Origin of the sequence: Herbaspirillum sp. SJZ099 (assembly GCF_007828355.1) — a bacterium.
In the GTDB taxonomy this organism is placed as follows: Bacteria; Pseudomonadota; Gammaproteobacteria; order Burkholderiales; family Burkholderiaceae_D; genus Herbaspirillum.
Map to the genome: position 1 here is coordinate 89278 of NZ_VIUO01000007.1, position 21222 is coordinate 110499.

Below are 21222 nucleotides of genomic sequence, written 5' to 3' on the forward strand. Positions count from 1 at the left end.
ACAATATGCAAGCCGCCACGGCAGATACCGCGCCGCAACAGGATATTCCCCGCTGGATGGTGATGCTGCTGGCCGCCGCCTGCGGCATCATCGTCGCCAATCTCTACTACGCCCAACCGCTGATCGGCCCGATCAGCCGCGCGACCGGGATCTCGCCCGCCGCCGCCGGCCTGATCGTGACGCTCACGCAGATCGGCTACGGTCTGGGCTTGCTGTTCATCGTGCCGATGGGCGACCTGTTCGAGAACCGCAAACTGGTCCTGACCGGATTGGTGGCGACCTGCCTCGGTCTGGTGGGGGCTGCCTTGGCCCAGAGCGCGGCGCAGTTGCTGGTATCGGTGCTGGTGATCGGCCTGTCGTCGGTGGGCGCCCAGGTGCTGGTGCCCTATGCGGCCCACTTCTCGCTGCCGCATACGCGTGGGCGAGCGGTGGGCAGCGTCATGAGCGGCCTGCTGCTTGGCATTTTGCTGGCCCGTCCGCTGGCCAGCCTGGTGGCCGATCTGTCCGGATGGCATGCCATCTTTGGGCTGTCGGCGGTATTGGTGGCGTCGCTGACCGTGGTGCTGGGGCGTTACCTGCCGCCGCGCCGTCCGCCGGCCGGCATGCACTACGGCGCCCTGCTGGGGTCGATGTGGACGCTGGTGAAGACCACGCCGATATTGCGCCGCCGCGCCTTCTACCACGCCATGCTGTTCGCGTCGTTCAGCCTGTTCTGGACCGCTTCGCCGCTATGGCTGGCCAGCCCCGCATTCGGCCTGTCGCAACAAGGGATCGCCCTGTTCGCCTTCGCCGGCGTGATCGGCGTGATCGCCGCGCCGGTGGCCGGACGCATGGCCGACCGCGGCTGGAGCCGCCCGGCCACCGGTGTGGCCTTGCTGTGCGGTGCAGGGTCTTTCCTGCTGCCATTGCTGATGCATGGCGAGCGCGATTTTTCGCTGGCCATGCTGCTGCTGGCGGCGATCCTGCTGGACTTCGCGGTATCGGCCAATCTGGTGCTGAGCCAGCGCGCCATCTATGCGCTGGGCGGCGAGATCCGCAGCCGGCTGAACGGCCTGTTCATGGCCACCTTCTTCGCCGGCGGTGCGGTTGGATCGGCATTGGGCGGCTGGATGTATGCGCAGGCCGGCTGGACGGGCGTGGCCTGGGTAGGCTTTGCCTTTCCGTTGGTGGCGTTGTTGTACTACCTTACCGAATTGCGCGGGCGGCAATAACGCCGGCGGGACATCCCGCGGCAAAAAATAAAGCGGCTGTCGCAGTCATCCACTGCGACAGCCGCTTTATTTTTTGCGCCGGTCGAACCGCCGGCGCATCGTCACGCAAGGCGCAAGCTCAGACGCCCCACAGGATGTCGTAATTGCCCTTCTTGGCTTCGCGCAGCATGTCCAGCAGCGGGTAGGCGCGCGCCGAGAAGCTTACCGGTTCGATCTTTTCGTGGTTGTGGTCATCGGTATTGGCGTTGTGGTGGGCGTTGACGTCGCGCTCCAGCATTTCGGCCGCTTCATGCGCCTTGCTGGCGGTGATCTGCTTTTCCAGCAGGGCGATGGCGTCGCCGGATTCGGCCGCCGTGATCACGCCGCGGGCGAGGTCCTTGTGCAGCATGTCCAGGATGGGTTTTGCGTGCGACTCGTACATCACCACATCGGCGGCCGCTTTCGATTTGAATGTGATCAGCATATTTCCTCTGAAGTCTTTGATTTGAAACGATTTTTATCGGGTGGCCAGGCGTGCTGCCAGCCAGCGCCGGGCCATCGGGAAATGCGCTGCGGACTGCGCCGGCATTTCTGTGCTTGTCCGGATCGGTTCCTAGAATACTACCCGGCTTGGTCTTTTGTCATTACCTGTCCGACAGACAGGATGCACGCCGTTTTGCGTCATATTGGTTTGAAAGAGGCGAAAAAGGTTTCAATATTTTCTTCCGTGACGGCCTTGGGCTCGCCCAGGATCAGTACCTGGTAGATGCGCCTGTCCTTCGATGCCAGGCGCGCCACCAGCCGCAGCGGGCGGCCGCGCGCCGTGCCTTGCGCATCCAGTTCCAGCGTGCGCGAGAAGCCTGCCGTCTGGCCCGGCAGGGGAGGCCTGTCGGTGGCCTTGCCGCCGATATTGTTGAGCAGGGCGGCGCCCATCGCATCCAGCGCGCGGTCGGCGGCGGCGTTGTCGGCCAGTTCGGCGGTGCCGACAGCGAAGGTGGTGCCGTCGATGTCGGCGGCGATCATGCTCATCTCGACCTTGGGGCCGTCGAGATCGATCGTGCGCGTCGCGCTGGCGGGTTTGCCGGGCAGCAGTACCACGAAGTGCGCGCCGTTGTCGCTGCTTTCACGCCAGTTGTATTTGGGCGAGCAGGCGACGAGCACTATCGCGGCTGCCAATACCGGCAGCAGAATTGTTTTGCGCAGTTTGCCCATCAGCGGCATTCATTGATGTAGCGGGTTTCCAGTTGGCCGAGTTGGCCATGGTCGTTGCCGCCGGGTTTGAGGAAGGTTGAGCGTGAGGTCGATGTGGTGGCGCCGCCCGGGATGGGGGCGTTGGCGTCGCGCCGGCCGTCGCGCAGCGGCGCTTCGGGGTAAACGTCGTATTGCGGCGCAGGGGCGCTGCGAGCGCGTTCGATCTGCAAACGCAAGCCGCGGCAGGCGGCGCTTTCACTGTCGTTGATGTCCAGGCCGGGACGTGTGGACTCGCCCGGTAGCGGCGCCAGCGCTTTCCTGACATCGGACGCATATGGGGTGAGGGCCTTGTTGACATCGTCCTGCGCCAGCGCGGGCAGGATCGATAGCGAAAAGGCAAGCAGCGCGCAGGCGCGTTGCGCGAGGGGGGAGCTGCGCATGGTTGTGCATGAGGTGATGGCTGGGAGGGGAATCATAGCAAAACGCCATCGCTGTTCTGGCGGCCCCGGATCGGGCGCATGGATCACCGTGAAAAATCAGATTTGTCTGACTGCGGCGGGCCGGTTCTTGCGGTATAAGAATCCATTCCAACCGATAAGGGAGCGCGACATGCATCATCACAACGGAACCGGCCTGCCCGAACTGACCTTGCGCGGCATGGTGCTGGGGGCGCTGATCACGGTGGTGTTTACGGCATCGAACGTCTATCTCGGGCTCAAGGTCGGCTTGACCTTTTCTTCGGCGATTCCCGCCGCGGTGATCTCGATGGCCGTGCTGCGCTTTTTCAGCGGCGCCAACATCCTTGAAAACAACATGGTGCAGACCCAGGCGTCGGCCGCGGGCACGCTGTCGGCCATCATCTTCATCCTGCCCGGGTTGGTGATGATGGGGCACTGGCACGGTTTTCCGTTCTGGCAGACGCTGGGCATCTGCGCCGCCGGCGGCATGCTGGGCGTGATGTTCTCGATCCCGCTGCGCCGCGTGATGGTGGTGCAAAGCGGGTTGCCGTATCCCGAAGGCGTGGCGGCGGCCGAGATCCTGCGCGTGGGCAGCGCCGACGCCGGGGGCGGCGAGCAGACCCGGCGGGGCCTGCGCGACATCCTGTTCGGCGGCGTGCTGTCGGCGGGTTTCAGCCTGGCGGCCAGCGGCTTGAAGGTATTCGCCGAGAACATGAACCTGTGGTTCTCGGCCGGAGCGTCGGTGCTGCGCTTGCCGGTGGGATTCTCGCTGGCGCTGGTGGGGGCGGGTTACATGATCGGTATCGTCTCCGGCGTCGCCATCCTGATCGGCCTGGTGATCGCCTGGGGCATCGCCGTGCCTTACCTGACCGCGGTCACGCCGCGCGACGCCGGCACCGCCGTGTCGGCTTTCGCCAGCGGCATCTGGAGCAGCCAGGTGCGCTTCATGGGCGCGGGCATGATCGGGGTGTCGGCGGTGTGGACGCTGGCGACGCTGTTCAAACCGATGCTGGAGGGCGTGAAGGTATCGCTGTCGACCCTGTCGCGGCGCGAGCAGGGCAGCGGCGACCGGACCGACCAGGATATGTCGCCGGCCTGGATCATTGCCATCAGCCTGGCCATGATCGCCCTGCTTGCGGTGGTGTTTGCCTCGTTCCTGTCGGAGGCGCCGGTGTCGTTGGCATTGTTCGCCGGGCTGATCGCGTATGCCGTGGCGTTCGCCTTCATCTTCGGGTTCCTGGTGGCGGCCGCCTGCGGCTACATGGCGGGCCTGATCGGTTCGTCCTCCAGCCCGATTTCCGGCATCGGCATCGTCGCGGTGATTCTGGTGTCCTTGCTGCTGCTGGCCTCGGGCGCGGTCGACCCATTGCTGGCCACGCCGCAGGGCGGCAAGCTGGCCATTGCCATCGCATTGTTCGTCACCGCCGCCATCATCGCGGTAGCGGCGATCGCCAACGACAACCTGCAGGACCTCAAGACCGGCCAACTGGTCGGCGCCACCCCCTGGCGCCAGCAGGTGGCGCTGCTGGTCGGTTGCGCGGTGGGCGCAGCCGTCATCCCGCCGGTGCTGAACCTGCTCTATAACGCCTACGGTTTCACCGGCGCGCTGCCGCGCGAAGGCATGGATGCGGCGCAGGCCCTGGCGGCGCCGCAGGCCACGCTGATGACGGCCATCGCCACCGGCATCTTCACCCGCGAACTGAACTGGACCATGCTGGTGATCGGCGTGGCGCTGGGCGTCGTCCTGATCGCGGCGGACTGGTTGCTGGCGCGCCGCGGCGGCGTGGCGCGCCTGCCGGTATTGGCGGTCGGCATCGGCATCTATCTGCCGCCGACGGTGAGCATGGCGCTGTTCTTCGGTGCGGTGCTGGGATGGCTCATCGATGGACGCTTGCGGCAGCGCGCCGCCGCGGCTGGCCAGGAGTTCGACGACTATGCGGAGCGGCCGCGCCAGCGCGGCATCCTGGTGGCGTCGGGGCTGATCGTGGGCGAGAGCCTGGTGGGGGTGCTGCTGGCGGCGCTGATCGGCTTCACAGGCAAGGATGCGCCGCTGGCGTTGGCGGCCGGCGCTTTCGACGGCATCGGGCAGTGGCTGGGATTGCTGGCCTTCTTGCTGGTCCTGTGGTCGGTGGCGCGGCGCGTGTTGCCGGCGCGCTGATCGGCGGGAGGCTCCGTTGCCGAGCCAGCGGTGCAATGCGTGCTAGTTGTTGTTCAGCGCACGCCGATACTGGATGGCTTCCGCGACGTGCGGCTGCAGGACTTGCGGCGCGCCCGCCAGGTCGGCGATGGTGCGGGCCACCTTGAGCACGCGGTGATAGGCGCGGGCTGACCAGTTCAGCCTTGCCATGGCGGCGTACAGCAGCTCGTCGCCGGCTTGTTCCGGCCGGCAATGTTGGTCGATCTCCTGGGGCGCGAGCCGGCTGTTGGGCTTGTTCTGGCGCTGTTGCTGCCGATCCAGCGCCAGCGCGGTGCGTGCGGCGATGGCGCTGGAAGGTTCTCCTGCCGCTGCGGCCGCCAGTTCGTGCGGCGCCAGGGCGCCGACCAATACCTGCAGATCGATGCGGTCGAGCAGCGGGCCGGACAGGCGCCCCTGGTAGCGCGCGATGGCATCCGGCGTGCAGCGGCATTTGCCGCTCTCATGACCGGAATAGCCGCACGGGCAAGGGTTCATCGCCGCCAGCAACTGAAAGCGCGCCGGAAACTCGGCCTGGCGCGCGGCGCGGGAAATGGTGATGCTCCCGGACTCCATCGGCTCGCGCAAGACTTCCAGCACATGCCGGCTGTACTCGGGCAGCTCGTCGAGGAACAACACCCCATGGTGGGCCAGCGAAATCTCCCCCGGACGCGGCGTGCTGCCGCCGCCTACCAGCGCCACGGCCGAGGCGGTGTGATGCGGCGCGCGATAAGGGCGCTGCTTCCAGCGTGAAACGTCGAAGCCGGCGCCCAGCGATTGGACCGCGGCCGCTTCCAGCGCCTGTTCATCGCTCATGGGCGGCAGGATCCCGGGAAAGCGTGCCGCCAGCATCGATTTCCCGGTGCCGGGCGGCCCAACCAGCAGCAGGCTGTGGCCGCCGGCGGCGGCGATTTCCAGCGCGCGCTTGGCCTGCAACTGGCCTTTGACGTCGCTGAAATCGGGCCAGTTGCCCGGGCGCGGGTTGTGGGTGGCGGCGCGATGCCGCGCCAGCCGGTGCTGTTCGTCGCGGGAGGAGAAATGCGCGCAGACATCCAGCAACGAGCGCGCCGGCAGGATGGTGGCATCCATCACCAGGGCGGCTTCATCGGCATTGGCAGCCGGCAAGATGAAGGCGCGCCGAGATGAGGCATCGCCGCCGGCGTGGTGCATGGCGTAAGTCATGGCCAGGGCGCCGCGGATCGGCCGCAGCTCGCCCGATAGCGAGAGTTCTCCCGCGAATTCATATCGGTCGAAGCTGTCGCCCGGCACTTGGCCGGAAGCGGCCAGGATGCCCAGCGCGATGGGCAGGTCGAAGCGGCCGGATTCCTTGGGCAGGTCGGCCGGGGCCAGGTTGACGGTGATGCGGCGGGCCGGGAACTCGAAGCGCGCGTTTTGCAGCGCGGCGCGTACGCGATCCTTGGCTTCCTTTACTTCAGCCTCGGGCAGGCCGACGATGGTGAAGGAAGGCAATCCATTGGCCAGGTGCACCTCGACCGTGACCGGCGAGGCGCGCATGCCGGCCAGGGCGCGGCTGCGAAGGACGGCCAGGCTCATCGCGGCGAACCTGGGCAGTCCTTGGGGTGAATGGCGGCGGGCGAGGGAAAAGGAGGGGCGGCTGTCGTCGGCGTCATAGGGTTTGTTTTTGCTGGGCTTCAAGCTCGGCAACACGCGCTTCCAGCGCTTCCAGGCGGGCGCGGGTCTTGGCCAGCACCTGGGCCTGGACGTCGAATTCCTCGCGCGTGACCAGGTCCAGCTTGGCAAAACCCTGGCTCAGCATGGCCTTGACGTTCTTTTCGAGGTCCTTGGCCGGAGAGTTTTCGATCGCCTTGTTGAGTTTGGATTGCAGGTCTTCAAAGAATTGGGGCTTGTCCATGACGGATCTCCTTGGCAGGTTGTTGTGGCGTCAAGTTTAGCCGTTTCCTGGCCATGCATAAACCGTCGGCGCTGGATGCGCGGACAAGCGCCATCGCGGAGACATGCCTGGCCGGGCGGTGAAAGCATCCTGAAGGGAAAAGTGATCCGACTTGGTGATCCTCATGGCTTGTCGAACGCTGCGCACCAAAAAAGTGTTTGCCGATAGTGAAGAAGTTTGTCAAAAGGAAACCAATATCGCACCAACACTGTGCTTTTGTCCTTTGTGCGCACTATTTTGGTCTTTATCTACAAAAAAATCGGGAGGAAAGCCTTCTTTCTCTGGGAAAGCCGAGTTCGCCGTGCCGAAAGGACTTGGCACGGCTCCTGCTACATGGCCTTGGCAAAACACAAGAAACGATTTTTATTGTTCAACAACAATCCAGAGGGAAGTCATGAAGAAACTGATTCTTGCAACAGCCATCGCAGCATCGTTTGTTACTACCATGGCCCGCGCGGAAGACGCCAAGCCAGACAACGAATTCAGCTTCAATGCCGCCGTGGTGAGCGATTACCGCTATCGTGGCCTGACCCAGACGCGCTTCGATCCGGCATTGCAAGTCGGCGCAGACTATACCCATAACCCGACCGGCCTGTATGCCGGCACCTGGCTGACCAACATCAAGTGGATCAAGGATGGCGTCGACATGGCCAAGGGCAGCGGCGGCAAGGGCGATGTCGAATGGGACATCTACGGCGGCAAGCGCGGCGACATCGGCGGCGGTTTCACCTATGACGTCGGCGGCCTGTATTACTACTATCCGGGCAACAATTACGCGGACATCGCGAAAAACGCCAACACCTTCGAACTGTATGGCCAGATCGGTTACGGTCCGGGCTACTTCAAGTATTCGCAATCGCTGACCAACCTGTTCGGCGCGGTCAACAGCAAGTACAGCCAGTACTATGATCTGGGCGCCAACATCGAAACCTTCTACGGCATCATGCTGGGTCTGCATGTCGGCCATCAGAATGTGCGCGGCAACCCCAGCCAGGCCAGTTACACCGACTGGAAGATCGGCCTGTCCAAGACGTTCGACGATCTGGCCGGCATCACCTTGGGTGTGGCTTATGTCGGTACCGACCTGACGGATGGCTTTGCGACTACCCCGGCTTCGGACGGCCTCAAAAACGTTGGCAAGAACGGTGTCGTCTTTTCCCTCAGCAAAACTTTCTAACAAGAGGTGCGTATGAAACTGATCACAGCGATCATCAAACCCTTCAAGCTGGACGAGGTGCGTGAAGCCCTCTCCGCGATCGGGGTGCAGGGCATCACCGTGACCGAGGTCAAGGGCTTCGGCCGCCAGAAAGGCCATACCGAGCTGTACCGGGGCGCCGAGTATGTGGTCGATTTCCTGCCCAAGACCAAGATCGAAGCGGCAGTGGACGATGCTATCGTCGAACGCGCGCTGGAGGCCATCGAGACGGCCGCCCGCACCGGCAAGATCGGCGACGGCAAGATCTTCGTGCAGGATTTGCTGGATGTGATCCGCATCCGTACCGGCGAAACCGGCAAAGACGCTCTGTAAAACAAAGGGGAATTCGAATGAGCATGAAAAAAATGTTTTCCAGCGCCCTGGCAATTGGCGCTTTGCTGTTGGCGGTAGGATTTACCGCCCCGGCCCAGGCGCAGGATGCGCCCAAGCCTGAAGCCGCCGCCGCGACCGCTGCCGCTCCGGCCGCAGCCGCCGAAGCGCCCAAGGCTGACGCCGCACCTGCGGCTGCCGCTCCGGCCGCGCCGGCTGCTGCAGCCGCCGCGCCGGCGCCGGTGCCCAACAAGGGCGACACCGCATGGATGCTGGTCTGCACCGCGTTCGTGATCCTGATGACCCTGCCCGGCCTGGGCCTGTTCTATGGCGGCCTGGTCCGCAGCAAGAACATGCTGTCGGTGCTGATGCAGTGCTTCGTCATCTTCTCGCTGATCTACATCTTGTGGTTCGTCTACGGCTACAGCATCGCGTTCACCGAGGGCAGCGCGTTCTTCGGCGGCTTCGATCGCCTGTTCCTGCATGGCCTGACCGGCGACTCGAACACCGGCACCTTCAGCAAGGGCGTGGTGATCCCCGAACTGGTGTTCGTGGCCTTCCAGGGCGCGTTCGCGGCCATTACCGTGGCGCTGATCATCGGCTCCTTCGCCGAGCGCGTGAAGTTCTCCGCCGTGATCCTGTTCTCGATCCTGTGGTTCACCTTCTCGTACCTGCCGATGGCACACATGGTCTGGTTCTGGCCCGGTCCGGACGCCTTCACCGATGCCGCTGCCGCCGAAAAGGCGACCGCCGTCTCGGGCTGGCTGTTCCAGAAGGGCGCGCTGGACTATGCCGGCGGCACCGTGGTGCACATCAATGCTGCGGTCGCGGGCCTGGTCGGTTCCTATGTGATCGGCAAGCGCGTCGGTTTCGGCAAGGAAGCCTTCAAGCCGCATAGCCTGACCCTGACCATGGTCGGCGCCTCGCTGCTGTGGTTCGGCTGGTTCGGCTTCAACGCGGGTTCCGGCCTGGAAGCCAACGGCGGCGCCGCGCTGGCCTTCATCAACACCATCCTGGCAACGGCCGCCGCTGTCCTGTCCTGGAGCTTCGGCGAATGGATCGGCAAGGGCAAGCCTTCGATGCTGGGTGCAGCCTCGGGCGCCGTCGCCGGCCTGGTGGCCGTTACGCCGGCCGCCGGTTTCGTGGGCGTGATCGGCGCCGTGGTGTTGGGCCTGGTCGCCGGCCTGCTGTGCCTGTGGGGCGTCACCGGCCTCAAGAAGCTGCTGGGTTCCGACGATGCGCTGGATGTGTTCGGCGTGCACGGCGTGGGCGGCATCCTGGGCGCCATCCTGACCGGCGTGTTCGCAGCGCCGAGCCTGGGCGGCACCGGCATCTATGACTACGTTGCCAACGCGGTGTCCCCGGACTACTCGATCAGCGGCCAGGTCTGGATCCAGTTCCAGGGCGTGCTGACTACCCTGATCCTGTCCGGCGTGGTGTCTTTCATCGCCTACAAGATCGTCGACGTGGTGATCGGCCTGCGCGTGACCGAAGAGGAAGAGCGCGAAGGTCTGGACATCTCCAGCCACGGCGAGTCGGCCTACCACTAAGTCGAATTCAAGTTGTATTCCTTCGGGGCCGGCAACGGTCCCTTTCAAGGGCGCTCTCCGGAGCGCCTTTTTTATTGTTTTTCGGCAAATACAATTCCCGAGTATTTGACTCGGGCTCTTTAAAAAGAGCCCAATGGCCGCCATGTAGACAACCAGAACCTCCGCTGCGCAGCGAGGCGATCGAGGCAAATGGTTTCCCGCAACGAAGGATGGCGATCTGGCAAGGCCATCCTGCGGCGTCGCAACACGACTTCAGGAATCCGCTAAAATCAGCATTTGCTGCCGGCATTTACAAATCGTTAAGGTCTTATATGGTCCCGCATCTTGTCACCGCTCTGAATGGCCCTTTGTTGGAGCTGGAGAAGAAAATCCTGGGCGCCACGCCGGCCATCGAACGCTGGTTCCGCATGGAGTGGCAAGAGCACACGCCGCCCTTCTATTGCTCGGTCGACCTGCGCAACGCCGGTTTCAAGCTGGCGCCGGTGGACACCAACCTGTTTCCGGGCGGCTTCAACAACCTGTCGCCGGAAATGCTGCCGCTGGCCGTGCAGGCGGCGATGGCGGCGATCGAAAAATATTGCCCCGACGCACGCAACCTGTTGCTGATCCCGGAAAGCCATACCGGCAATACCTTCTATCTGCAAAACATCGCCCGGCTGATGCAGATCTTCCGCCAGACCGGGCTCAATGTGCGCCTGGGTACGCTGGCGCCGGAGATTGCCAAGCCCAAGGAAATCGCCTTGCCGGACGGCACCAGCATCACGCTGGAGCCGCTGGAACGTTCGGCCAACGGCCGCCGCTTGGGGTTGAAGAACTTCGATCCCTGTACCGTGCTGCTCAACAATGACCTGTCGATCGGCATTCCCTCGGTGCTGGAAGGCTTGCATGAGCAAAGCGTGCTGCCGCCGCTGCATGCCGGCTGGGCCATGCGCCGCAAGAGCAACCACTTCGCCGCCTACGATGAGGTGGTCAAGAAATTCGCCAAGATGGTCGAGGTCGACCCCTGGATGCTCAACCCCTTGTTCGCCAAGTGCGGCGACATCGATTTCCAGGAAAACACCGGCACCGATGCGCTGGCCGACAGCGTATCGAGCCTGTTGTCGAAGATCCGCAAGAAGTACAAGGAATACGGCATCAAGGAACAGCCCTTCGTCTTCATCAAGGCCAATGCCGGCACCTATGGCATGGGCATCATCGCCGTCAAGGACGCCAGCGAGGTCAAGGACCTCAACCGCAAGCAGCGCACCAAAATGCTGGTGGGCAAGGAAGGCCTGGAAGTGTCCGAAGTGATCATCCAGGAAGGCGTGCATTCCTTCGAGCGCATCAATGAAGCGGTGGCCGAGCCGGTGGTCTACATGATCGACCGCTATGTGGTGGGCGGTTTCTACCGCGTGCATGCCGACCGCGGCGTCAATGAGAACCTGAACGCCCCCGGCGCGCATTTCGTGCCGCTGGCCTTCGCCCAGCAGCATGCCTTGCCGGACATGCATGCCAAGCCAGGCACCACCGCCCCCAACCGTTTCTATATGTATGGCGTGGTGGCGCGGCTGGCGCTGCTGGCGGCCTCGCTGGAAATGGAAAAGACCGATCCCAACCCGGAAGTATATTGAGCGGCATCGCCACGCACATTCGTACGATCCAGCCAAGCCCAACAGGACGCCAGCAATATGAAAATCGCTTTTCTCGCCGATCCGCTCGATACGTTCAAGACGTACAAGGATTCCACTTTCGCCATGATGCGCGAGGCTGCTCGCCGCGGCCATGCGATCTACGCCTTCGAGCAGGGCGACCTGGTGCTGGAGAGCGGCCTGGTGACCGCCAGCGCCGCCAGGATTGCGCTGACCGGCGAGGCCGAGGATTGGTATCGTGCCGACAAGCCGGCGTCGGTGTTCCTGTCGGAGTTCGATGCGGTGGTGGTGCGCAAGGATCCGCCGTTCGACATGGAATATATCTACACGACCTACCTGCTCGAATTGGCCGAAAAGCAAGGCGCGCGCGTGTTCAACAAGCCCGAGGCGATCCGCAGCCATAACGAGAAACTGGCGATCGCCCAGTTTCCGCAATACACCGCGCCTACGCTGGTCACGCGCGACGCCAAGCGCCTGCGCGACTTCCACGCCGAGCACCAGGACGTGATCCTCAAGCCGCTGGACGGCATGGGCGGCATGGGCATCTTCCGCGTCAAGGCCGATGCGATGAACCTGGGCTCGATCATCGAGACGCTGACCGACAACGGTCAACGTACGATCATGGCGCAGCGTTTCATTGCTCAGATCAGCGCAGGCGACAAGCGTATTTTGCTGATCGGCGGCAAGGTGGTGCCCAATGTGCTGGCGCGCATCCCGCAAGGCAGCGAAGTGCGCGGCAACCTGGCCGCAGGCGGCCTGGGGGTGGCGCAGCCGGCATCGGCGCGCGACCTGGAAATCGGCGAGGCGCTGTCGCCCATCCTGTATCAGCGCGGACTGTTGCTGGTAGGATTGGATGTAATCGGCGACTATTTGACGGAAATCAACGTGACCAGTCCGACCTGCTTCCAGGAAATTACCCAGCAGACCGGTTTCGATGTGGCGGCGATGTTCGTCGATGCGCTGGAAACGGCAGTCGGAGGTTAAATGGGGACGATGGAGCATGACGGGCTGCTCGGAGAAAAGCGCGTCGCATTCGATGGCAACAATTCCATGGTTGGTATTCTTCTTGTGACGCACGCCCCGCTGGGGCAAGCTTTTCTGGACGCAGCGACCCACGTATTCCGCGGCAAGCCCGAGCGGGTGGAAGCGATCGACGTGATCGCCGACCAGAACCCGGCCGAAGTGCAAAACCTGGCGATCGAGGCGGTCAAGCGCCTCGATGACGGCAGCGGCGTATTGGTGATCACCGATGTGATGGGCGGCACGCCGTCCAACTGTACGGGCTTCTTGTGCGGCCTGGAAAACGTCTCGGTGATTGCGGGCATCAGCTTGCCCATGCTGCTGCGCGCCTTGACTTACCGCAACGATACGCTCGACGTGGTGGTCGAAATGGCCCTGGCGGGAGGGCAGAATGGCGCGGTGCGGGTGGATAACCGTATCCGCGTGGCGACCTCGGCCTGATGCCGGCGCATGCCGCGCAGCGGACGCAGGACCATAAAAACGAAAGCTGACAAATGATTCAAAAAGAACTCGAAATCGTCAATAAACTTGGCTTGCATGCGCGTGCCTCCGCCAAATTCACCCAGCTTGCCAGCAAGTACAAATGCGAAGTGTGGATGGCCTTCAACAAGCGCCGCATCAATGCCAAGTCCATCATGGGCGTCATGATGCTGGCCGCCGGCAAGGGCAGTGTGATTACGCTGGAAACCAACGGCGAGGACGAGCAGGAATGCCTGGCCGCGCTGGAGGCGCTGATCAACGACAAATTCGGCGAAGGCCAGTAAGCGCCATCGCAGCAGGCGTTGTCCGCAGTCTTGCGCTGCGCCGCAGCAGCGCTGGCGCCTGCACTGATATCCGGTTCGACAAGGTTGTCCGTTTTCCTGTTCTCCGCCTGGCCTCGTTCATCCTTTCGATGGCCGTGATTGCCAAACCGTAGTTTGTTCGGTAACTTTCTTCAGGCTACCGCGAACGACAATACGGCGGAATATAAAAAACGAAGCAGGAGATAACGCGATGGCATCATTCAGCTTACATGGAATCGCGGTGTCGCAAGGCATCGCCATCGGACGCGCGCATCTGCTGGCGCCGGCCGCGCTGGACGTCCAGCATTACCTGATCGCCGACGAACAGGTCGAGGCCGAGGTCGAACGCTTGAAGAGCGCGATCAAGGCGGTGCACCAGGAACTGCACACCATTCGCAGCGAGTTGCCCAAGGACGCGCCGGCCGAGCTCGGCGCGTTCATCGACGTGCACTCGCTGATCCTGTCGGACCCGATGCTGCTGGAGGTGCCGCAGAACATCATCCGCCACCGCTACTACAACGCCGAATGGGCGTTGGTGACGCAGATCGACGAACTCTCGGCGCAATTCGACGAGATCGAAGACCCCTACCTGCGCGAGCGCAAGGCCGATATCCAGCAGGTCGGCGAACGGATCCTGAAAGTGCTTACCGGCAGCGCCATCCACTTGCCGCCCACCGACGGCGATACCGCGCCCAACATCATCGTGGTGGCGCACGACATCTCGCCGGCCGACATGCTGCAGTTCCGCGACGGCGCCTTCGCCGGTTTCGTGACCGACCTCGGCGGCCCCAACTCGCACACCGCCATTGTCGCGCGCAGCCTGGACATCCCGGCCGCCGTCGGCATGCACAACGCTTCGGTGCTGGTCAAGCACGATGACCTGCTGATCATCGACGGCGATGCCGGCGTGGTGATCGTCGACCCGTCGCCGCTGGTGCTGGCGCAGTACCGTGCGCGCCAGGAGCGCATGCTGCGCGAGCGCAAGAAGCTGATGCGGCTGAAGAAGACGCCGGCCATCACCCAGGACGGCGAGCCGATTGCCTTGCTGGCAAACATCGAGCTTCCCGCCGACGCCGCAACGGCATGGGAGGCCGGCGCGATGGGCATCGGCCTGTTCCGTTCCGAATTCATGTTCATGGGGCGCGCCGGCTATCTGGAAAAATTCCCGTCCGAGGACGAGCAGTTCGAGTCCTACAGGCAGGCGGTCATCGCCATGAAGGGGCGGCCGGTGACGATCCGCACGCTGGACGTGGGCGCCGACAAACCGCTGGACGAGGACGAGCAGACCGCGCTCAACCCGGCATTGGGCTTGCGCGCGATCCGCTATTGCCTGTCCGAGCCGCAGATGTTCCTCACGCAGTTGCGCGCGATCCTGCGTGCGTCGGCTTTCGGTCCGATCAAGCTGCTGATTCCGATGATGGCGCATGCCTTCGAGATCGACCAGTCGCTGGGCATGATCGAACAGGCCAAGCAGCAACTGCGCGAGCGCAAGCAGAAGTTCGACGAGGACATCCCGGTCGGCGCCATGATCGAGATTCCCGCTGCCGCGCTGGCTTTGCCGATGTTCGTCAAGCGCCTCGACTTCCTGTCGATCGGCACCAACGACCTGATCCAGTACACGCTGGCGATCGACCGCGTCGACCATGAAGTGGCGCATCTCTACGATCCGCTGCATCCGGCGGTGCTGTTCCTGCTCTCCACGGTGATCGCGCAGGGCCGCAAGGCCGGCATCCCGGTTTCGGTGTGCGGCGAAATGGCGGGCGACGTCAAGTGGACGCGCCTGTTGCTGGGTATGGGTTTGCTGGAGTTTTCCATGCATCCCTCGCAACTGCTGTCGGTGAAGAACGAGATCCTCAACAGCGACTTGCGCTTGCTGGAACCGCAAGTCAAGAAGGTCATCCGCGCCACCGAACCGGCCGCGATCACTTCGGCCATGACGCAGCTGCAGGCGTTGTCGGCCGAACCCGAGATCCGCGAAGCCAAGACCGCGCGCCGCCGTTGATCGACCATCCGGCGCGTTCGGCAAGGCCGCCTGCGGGCGGCCTTGTTTATTTCCGGCGCAGTGCGCCGGTTTGACGCGCCTGCCCGACTTGGGTATTCTTACGCCACTGCGCCGATTTGAATGGTTTAACCAACCTCAGCTTGCGGGCGCCGGGAGATTGTTCCCATATAAATGCGGCTAAAGCGAGCTTGGAGTCAGCAGTTCTCCCCAAGACGAGCCCGCAAGCGATGCTTCCGGGCTTTTTTGTTGCCCCGATGCGGCCCCGATTTTGCCCTGGGTTTGCTCCGGGTTTGCCCGGAAGCAGGTGGAAAACCTTCGCTGAAGCGAAGCGATCGTCCCATGCCGGCATGCGATGCGCGTGCCTGGCGGGACGCCTTGCCACTCACGCCGAATCATCATGTCGATTGGAATCGTATCGCCCCAGGTCATGCATTTCGCCGAGCCGCTCCCGCTGCAAGGGGGCGCGGCGCTGGCGGATTATTCGCTGACCTATGAAACCTACGGCACGCTCAATGCGGACAAATCCAACGCCGTGCTGGTGTGCCATGCGCTCAACGCTTCGCACCACGTCGCCGGCGTGTATGCCGACGATCCCGACAATGTCGGCTGGTGGGACAACATGGTGGGCCCCGGCAAAGCGCTCGATACCGACAAGTTCTTCGTCATCGGCGTCAACAACCTGGGCTCCTGTTTCGGCTCGACCGGGCCGATGCATGCCAACCCGGCCACCGGCAAGCCTTATGGCGCCGATTTCCCGGTGGTCACGGTGGAAGACTGGGTCAACGCCCAGGCACTGCTGGCCGACCGCCTCGGCATCGCGCAGTTCGCCGCCGTCATGGGCGGCTCGCTGGGCGGCATGCAGGCATTGGCCTGGAGCCTGATGTATCCGGAGCGCCTGCGCCATTGCCTGGTGATCGCGTCCACCCCCAAGCTGTCGGCGCAGAATATCGCTTTCAACGATGTCGCGCGCCAGGCCATCCTGACCGATCCGCAATTCCACGGCGGCGATTTTTATGCGCACGGCGTGGTGCCCAAGAACGGGCTGCGCGTGGCGCGCATGGTGGGGCACATCACCTATCTGTCGGACGATGACATGGCCGAGAAATTCGGCCGCGACCTGCGCTCGGGCAGTTATCAGTTCGGCTATGGCATCGATTTCGAGATCGAGTCCTACCTGCGCTACCAAGGCGACAAGTTTTCTACCTACTTCGATGCCAACACCTACCTGCTGATCACCAAGGCGCTCGACTATTTCGATCCCGCGCGCGAGTTCGGCGGCGGCGACCTGGCCAAGGCCTTCAGCCGCACCCAGGCCAAGTTCCTGCTGGTGTCGTTTACCACCGACTGGCGCTTTTCCCCGGAACGCAGCCGCGAGATGGTGCAGGCGCTGGTGGCCAACAAGCGCCGCGTGTCGTATGCGGAAATCGACGCGCCGCATGGGCACGACGCTTTCCTGCTGGACGATGCGCGCTATATGAAGGTGGTGCGCGAGTACTACCAAAGCATCTGGAATGAACTGGCGCAGGAGGGCCGCGCATGACTTTCAACGAATTGAGCGGGCTGCGCCCGGACCTGGCGTTCATCGCCCACTGGGTGCGCGAGCAATCCAACGTGCTGGACCTGGGCTGCGGCGATGGCGTGATGCTGGACTACCTGCAAAGCGACAAGCAGTGCGTGGGCTATGGCGTGGAGATCGACGACGAGCAGATTCCCAAGTGCGTGGCGCGCAATGTCTCGGTCATCCAGCAGGACTTGAACGGCGGGCTGGCGATGTTCGAGGACAACGCCTTCGATACCGTGCTGTGCCTGTCGGCATTGCAGATGGTCAAGGATGTGGAAGGCACGTTGCGCGAGATCGCGCGGGTGGGGCGCGAGGCCACGGTTTCCTTCCCCAATTTCGCGTACTGGCCGCACCGCGTGGCGCTGTTGCGCGGGCGCATGCCGGTGTCCAAGACGCTGCCATACCAGTGGTATGATACGCCGAACCTGCGCTGCGCCACGATCAGGGATTTCGAGGCGCTGGCCAACGCGGTCGGGCTGGAAGTGCTGGAATGCGTGGCGCTCAAGGATGGCAAGCCGGTGCGTTATCTGCCCAACTGGCGCGGCAGCGTCGCCGTGTTCAGGTTGCGCAAGAAGTAGGCTGGCGCAGCAGCGCCATCCCGTGTCGCAAACGCCGGTTCGCCGGCGTTTTTCATTTCCCCTTTCACCAGACTCTCGCCTATGACAGCACCTGACGCCATTTGGCGCCAATACCTGAACCGGCGCATGCTTATCTGCGTCTTCCTCGGTTTCACCTCCGGCCTGCCGCTGTTCATCCTGCTGAGCCTGTTGCAGGCATGGCTGGCGAAGTCGGGCCTGAATGTCAAAACGCTCGGCCTGTTCGCGCTGGTGATGTTTCCGTATACGTGGAAATTCGTCTGGTCGCCGCTGATGGACCGCTTCCACTTCGGCAAGATGGGGCGCCGACGCGGCTGGATGTTCTTTACCCAGCTGTTGCTGTTCCTGGGCATCGGTTGCATGGGAATGCTCGATCCGCTGACCCAGGTGCCGACGATCGCCTTCATGGCCTCGGTGGTGGCCTTCCTCTCGGCCAGCCAGGACATCGCCATCGATGCCTTCCGGCGCGAAATCCTGCCTGATGATGAACTCGGCCTGGGCAGCGCCATCCATGTCAACGCCTACAAGCTGTCGGGCATGGTGCCGGGCGCGCTGTCGCTGGTGCTGGCCGACCGCATGCCCTGGGCCAGCGTGTTCTGGATCACCGCCGCCTTCATGCTGCCGGGGCTGCTCTGCTCGTTGCTGGTCAAGGAACCCAAGGTGTATGGCGTGCCGCCCAAGAGCCTCTACGAGGCGGTGGTGCTGCCGTTCCGCGAATTCATCGCGCGCGGCGGCTGGCGCAGTGCGGCATGGGTGCTGGGCTTTATCTTCTTCTACAAGCTGGGCGACAGCATGGCCACGGCGCTGGCCACCAAGTTCTATATCGACCTCGGCTTCTCGATGACCGAGATCGGCGTGGTCTCCAAGACCACCAGCCTGTGGGCCAGTGTGGCGGGCGGCATCATCGGCGGCATCTGGATGGTGAAGCTGGGCATCAATCGCGCGTTATGGGTGTTCGGCGTGCTGCAGGCGATCCCCATCCTCGGCTTTGCCTGGCTGGCGCATGTCGGCGCGAGCCTGCCGACGCTGGCCGCGGTGATCGGCCTGGAGGCTTTCGGCGTGGGATTGGGCACCACGGCTTTCGTCGCCTACATCATGCGGGAAACCGACCCCCGCTATACGGCCACGCAGTTCGCCCTGTTCACCAGCCTGATGGCGGTGCCGCGTACTTTCGTCAATTCCTCGGTCGGGTATGTGGTGGCAGAAACGGGCTGGCTGACTTTTTTTGTCATTTGCTTCGTTCTTGCCTTGCCTGGAATGCTGATGTTGCCTAGAATTGCGCCCTGGAATGAAAAGCCGGTTGAGTCGCAGACAAGAAAAGCCTGAAGATTCGAAAAAACGTCGTCGCGTCATTCCTGAGAGCAACTCTCGCCAAGTCAATAAAAAGCATGCTCCGGCTCTTCTTTTAGTTGACAATCGAAAAGTGTTCCACTATAGTTTTGAGTTCCCTGCGCGGAGAGGTGGCCGAGTGGTTAATGGCAGCAGACTGTAAATCTGCCCTCTTACGAGTACGCTGGTTCGAATCCAGCCCTCTCCACCATTTAGTCGGGAAAGTCGAACGAAAGATTCGGCGGCAGTGAAGTGAAAGTTGTTTCCTCGCGGGTGTAGCTCAATGGTAGAGCTGAAGCCTTCCAAGCTTAAGACGAGGGTTCGATTCCCTTCACCCGCTCCAAGTTTTGGTCCGGTTGCATGTTTGGTAGTTGTGCAATTGGCAAAAATGCCCTTGTAGCTCAGTGGTAGAGCACTCCCTTGGTAAGGGAGAGGCCACGTGTTCAATCCACGTCAAGGGCACCAGTTTCTTGAGTCGTTTCGCTGAGGCAAGTCAGCAATCGTCGGGCGTGTTGCCTGGACATTCTCATCAAATAGTTAGGAGTCTAAAATGGCAAAAGGCAAGTTTGAGCGGACCAAGCCGCACGTGAACGTGGGCACGATTGGCCACGTTGACCACGGCAAGACCACGCTGACCGCAGCGATTGCGACCGTCCTGTCGAAGAAGTTCGGCGGCGAAGCGAAGGCATATGACCAGATCGACGCGGCGCCGGAAGAAAAGGCGCGCGGCATCACGATCAACACCGCGCACGTCGAATACGAAACTGCAAACCGCCACTACGCGCACGTTGACTGCCCCGGCCACGCCGACTACGTCAAGAACATGATTACCGGTGCAGCGCAGATGGACGGCGCGATCCTGGTGTGCTCGGCCGCAGACGGCCCGATGCCGCAGACGCGCGAACACATCCTGCTGTCGCGCCAGGTTGGCGTTCCTTACATCATCGTGTTCCTGAACAAGGCCGACATGGTGGACGACGCCGAGCTGCTGGAGCTGGTGGAAATGGAAGTGCGCGAACTGCTGTCGAAGTACGAGTTCCCGGGCGACGACCTGCCAATCGTGAAGGGTTCGGCCAAGCTGGCGCTGGAAGGCGACACGGGTCCGCTGGGCGAGCAGGCGATCAGGGCGTTGGCCGACGCGCTGGACAGCTACATTCCGACGCCGGAACGTGCCGTTGACGGTACCTTCCTGATGCCGGTGGAAGACGTGTTCTCGATCTCGGGCCGCGGCACCGTGGTGACCGGTCGTGTCGAGCGCGGCATCGTCAAGGTTGGCGAAGAAATCGAAATCGTCGGTATCCGCGACACCCAGAAGACCACCTGCACCGGCGTGGAAATGTTCCGCAAGCTGCTGGACCAGGGTCAAGCTGGCGACAACGTTGGCGTGCTGCTGCGCGGCACCAAGCGTGAAGACGTGGAGCGTGGCCAGGTGTTGGCCAAGCCGGGTTCGATCAAGCCGCACAAGCACTTCACCGGCGAGATCTATGTCCTGTCGAAGGACGAAGGCGGCCGTCACACCCCGTTCTTCAACAACTACCGTCCGCAGTTCTACTTCCGTACCACGGACGTGACCGGCGCGATCGAACTGCCGAAGGACAAGGAAATGGTCATGCCGGGCGACAACGTGTCGATCACCGTGCAACTGATCAACCCGATCGCGATGGAAGAAGGCCTGCGTTTCGCTATCCGTGAAGGCGGTCGTACCGTCGGCGCCGGCGTCGTCGCCAAGATCTTCGACTAAGATCAAGCTGTAAAACACCTTGCCGCGCTGCGAATTTCGCATCGCGGCATTCGTGTCTCAATCGAGAGTTTTTGTAGGGGCGTAGCTCAATTGGCAGAGCGTCGGTCTCCAAAACCGAAGGTTGGGGGTTCGATGCCCTCCGCCCCTGCCACCGAATCAGGTGCAGGGTACTGAAAGTAAATAATGTCTAGCCAGCCTGTTCAAACCGTCAATACCTCCAACGACAAGATCAAGATTGCCTTGGCAATCGTTGCCGTCGTCGCAGGTGTGGTCGGTTTTTTTGTGTTGTCTGACCAGTCGACTCCGGTGCGTGCTCTCGCCCTGGTCGCCGGTCTGCTGGTGGCGATTGCATTTGCCTGGACCTCTGCGCAAGGCCGCGGCTTCGTCGGTTTCGCCAAGGAATCGGTTCGCGAAACCAAGAAAGTCGTCTGGCCCACCCGCAAGGAAGCGATGCAGATGACCGCAGTGGTCTTCGCCTTCGTATTGGTCATGGCGATCTTCCTCTGGGGTACGGACAAGTTGCTCGAATTCCTGTTGTACGACGTAATTTTGGGCTGGAAATAA

The 21222-nt window shown here is 62.7% G+C and carries 20 protein-coding genes and 4 tRNA genes; 19 read left to right on the plus strand and 5 right to left on the minus strand.

Annotated features, from left to right (window positions below; genetic code table 11):
* Window positions 1-5 precede the first annotated feature (5 nt).
* Entirely contained in the window at window positions 6-1211 is a 1206-nt protein-coding gene (locus FB597_RS15465; RefSeq protein WP_144770014.1) for an MFS transporter, read from the plus strand.
* 118 nt (window positions 1212-1329) lie between these two features.
* Here the strand turns inward: FB597_RS15465 and FB597_RS15470 are convergent, their stop codons facing one another.
* The 3 genes from FB597_RS15470 to FB597_RS15480 all read right to left on the minus strand — a co-directional run bounded on the left by FB597_RS15470 (window position 1330) and on the right by FB597_RS15480 (window position 2821).
* A complete protein-coding gene (locus FB597_RS15470) occupies window positions 1330-1674 on the minus strand; it encodes a DUF1840 domain-containing protein (protein ID WP_141917714.1) in 345 nt (114 codons plus the stop codon).
* Between the two features lie 197 nt (window positions 1675-1871).
* Window positions 1872-2402: a hypothetical protein gene (locus FB597_RS15475; protein WP_144770015.1), complete on the minus strand. Its 531-nt coding sequence runs from the start codon at window positions 2400-2402 to the stop codon at window positions 1872-1874.
* Complete coding sequence (locus FB597_RS15480; protein WP_144770016.1) at window positions 2402-2821, minus strand: hypothetical protein; 420 nt, start codon at window positions 2819-2821, stop codon at window positions 2402-2404. Before FB597_RS15480 ends, FB597_RS15475 begins: the two co-directional genes overlap by 1 nt.
* Before the next feature lie 169 nt (window positions 2822-2990).
* On the opposite strand from FB597_RS15480, the gene FB597_RS15485 reads away from it, so the two are divergent.
* Window positions 2991-4997, plus strand: coding sequence for an OPT family oligopeptide transporter (locus FB597_RS15485; RefSeq protein ID WP_144770017.1), 2007 nt, complete (start codon window positions 2991-2993; stop codon window positions 4995-4997).
* 42 nt (window positions 4998-5039) lie between these two features.
* On the opposite strand, the gene FB597_RS15490 is transcribed toward FB597_RS15485, so the two are convergent.
* Both FB597_RS15490 and FB597_RS15495 read right to left on the minus strand, forming a co-directional pair.
* Window positions 5040-6566 (minus strand): YifB family Mg chelatase-like AAA ATPase, encoded by a 1527-nt coding sequence (locus FB597_RS15490; RefSeq protein ID WP_144770018.1) that lies wholly within the window; start codon window positions 6564-6566, stop codon window positions 5040-5042.
* Window positions 6567-6639: 73 nt separating this feature from the next.
* Complete coding sequence (locus FB597_RS15495) at window positions 6640-6885, minus strand: accessory factor UbiK family protein (protein ID WP_144770019.1); 246 nt, start codon at window positions 6883-6885, stop codon at window positions 6640-6642.
* A 433-nt stretch (window positions 6886-7318) separates the two neighbouring features.
* On the opposite strand from FB597_RS15495, the gene FB597_RS15500 reads away from it, so the two are divergent.
* The 17 genes from FB597_RS15500 to secE all read left to right on the plus strand — a co-directional run bounded on the left by FB597_RS15500 (window position 7319) and on the right by secE (window position 21222).
* Window positions 7319-8101 carry a TorF family putative porin gene (locus FB597_RS15500; protein ID WP_141917730.1) on the plus strand — a complete coding sequence of 261 codons (783 nt, stop codon included), beginning with the start codon at window positions 7319-7321 and terminating at the stop codon, window positions 8099-8101.
* 12 nt (window positions 8102-8113) lie between these two features.
* Window positions 8114-8452, plus strand: a complete 339-nt coding sequence (locus FB597_RS15505; protein ID WP_006713297.1) for a P-II family nitrogen regulator — start codon at window positions 8114-8116, stop codon at window positions 8450-8452.
* 17 nt (window positions 8453-8469) lie between these two features.
* Window positions 8470-9999 (plus strand): ammonium transporter, encoded by a 1530-nt coding sequence (locus tag FB597_RS15510; RefSeq protein WP_141917733.1) that lies wholly within the window; start codon window positions 8470-8472, stop codon window positions 9997-9999.
* A gap of 311 nt (window positions 10000-10310) precedes the next feature.
* Entirely contained in the window at window positions 10311-11609 is a 1299-nt protein-coding gene (gene gshA, locus FB597_RS15515; protein ID WP_141917735.1) for a glutamate--cysteine ligase, read from the plus strand.
* 57 nt (window positions 11610-11666) lie between these two features.
* Window positions 11667-12611, plus strand: coding sequence for a glutathione synthase (gene gshB / locus FB597_RS15520; protein ID WP_144770020.1), 945 nt, complete (start codon window positions 11667-11669; stop codon window positions 12609-12611).
* Window positions 12612-12677: 66 nt separating this feature from the next.
* Window positions 12678-13088, plus strand: coding sequence for a PTS sugar transporter subunit IIA (locus FB597_RS15525; protein ID WP_183405891.1), 411 nt, complete (start codon window positions 12678-12680; stop codon window positions 13086-13088).
* A gap of 53 nt (window positions 13089-13141) precedes the next feature.
* Window positions 13142-13411 (plus strand): HPr family phosphocarrier protein, encoded by a 270-nt coding sequence (locus FB597_RS15530; protein WP_144770021.1) that lies wholly within the window; start codon window positions 13142-13144, stop codon window positions 13409-13411.
* 229 nt (window positions 13412-13640) lie between these two features.
* A complete protein-coding gene (gene ptsP / locus FB597_RS15535; protein WP_144770022.1) occupies window positions 13641-15431 on the plus strand; it encodes a phosphoenolpyruvate--protein phosphotransferase in 1791 nt (596 codons plus the stop codon).
* A gap of 397 nt (window positions 15432-15828) precedes the next feature.
* On the plus strand, window positions 15829-16971 hold the full coding sequence (locus FB597_RS15540; RefSeq protein ID WP_141917748.1) for a homoserine O-acetyltransferase: 1143 nt from the start codon (window positions 15829-15831) through the stop codon (window positions 16969-16971).
* Window positions 16968-17570: a methionine biosynthesis protein MetW gene (gene metW, locus FB597_RS15545; RefSeq protein WP_141917751.1), complete on the plus strand. Its 603-nt coding sequence runs from the start codon at window positions 16968-16970 to the stop codon at window positions 17568-17570. The genes FB597_RS15540 and metW overlap by 4 nt, the downstream gene beginning before the upstream one ends.
* A gap of 81 nt (window positions 17571-17651) precedes the next feature.
* Window positions 17652-18914, plus strand: coding sequence for an AmpG family muropeptide MFS transporter (locus FB597_RS15550; RefSeq protein ID WP_144770023.1), 1263 nt, complete (start codon window positions 17652-17654; stop codon window positions 18912-18914).
* A gap of 128 nt (window positions 18915-19042) precedes the next feature.
* Window positions 19043-19128: transfer RNA gene (locus tag FB597_RS15555), tRNA-Tyr, on the plus strand.
* A gap of 58 nt (window positions 19129-19186) precedes the next feature.
* Window positions 19187-19260 (plus strand) — tRNA-Gly (locus FB597_RS15560).
* Between the two features lie 47 nt (window positions 19261-19307).
* Window positions 19308-19382, plus strand: a tRNA-Thr gene (locus FB597_RS15565).
* A gap of 85 nt (window positions 19383-19467) precedes the next feature.
* Window positions 19468-20658, plus strand: a complete 1191-nt coding sequence (tuf, locus tag FB597_RS15570; RefSeq protein ID WP_144770024.1) for an elongation factor Tu — start codon at window positions 19468-19470, stop codon at window positions 20656-20658.
* Window positions 20659-20733: 75 nt separating this feature from the next.
* Window positions 20734-20809, plus strand: a tRNA-Trp gene (locus FB597_RS15575).
* Window positions 20810-20841: 32 nt separating this feature from the next.
* Window positions 20842-21222: a preprotein translocase subunit SecE gene (secE, locus tag FB597_RS15580; protein ID WP_050470338.1), complete on the plus strand. Its 381-nt coding sequence runs from the start codon at window positions 20842-20844 to the stop codon at window positions 21220-21222.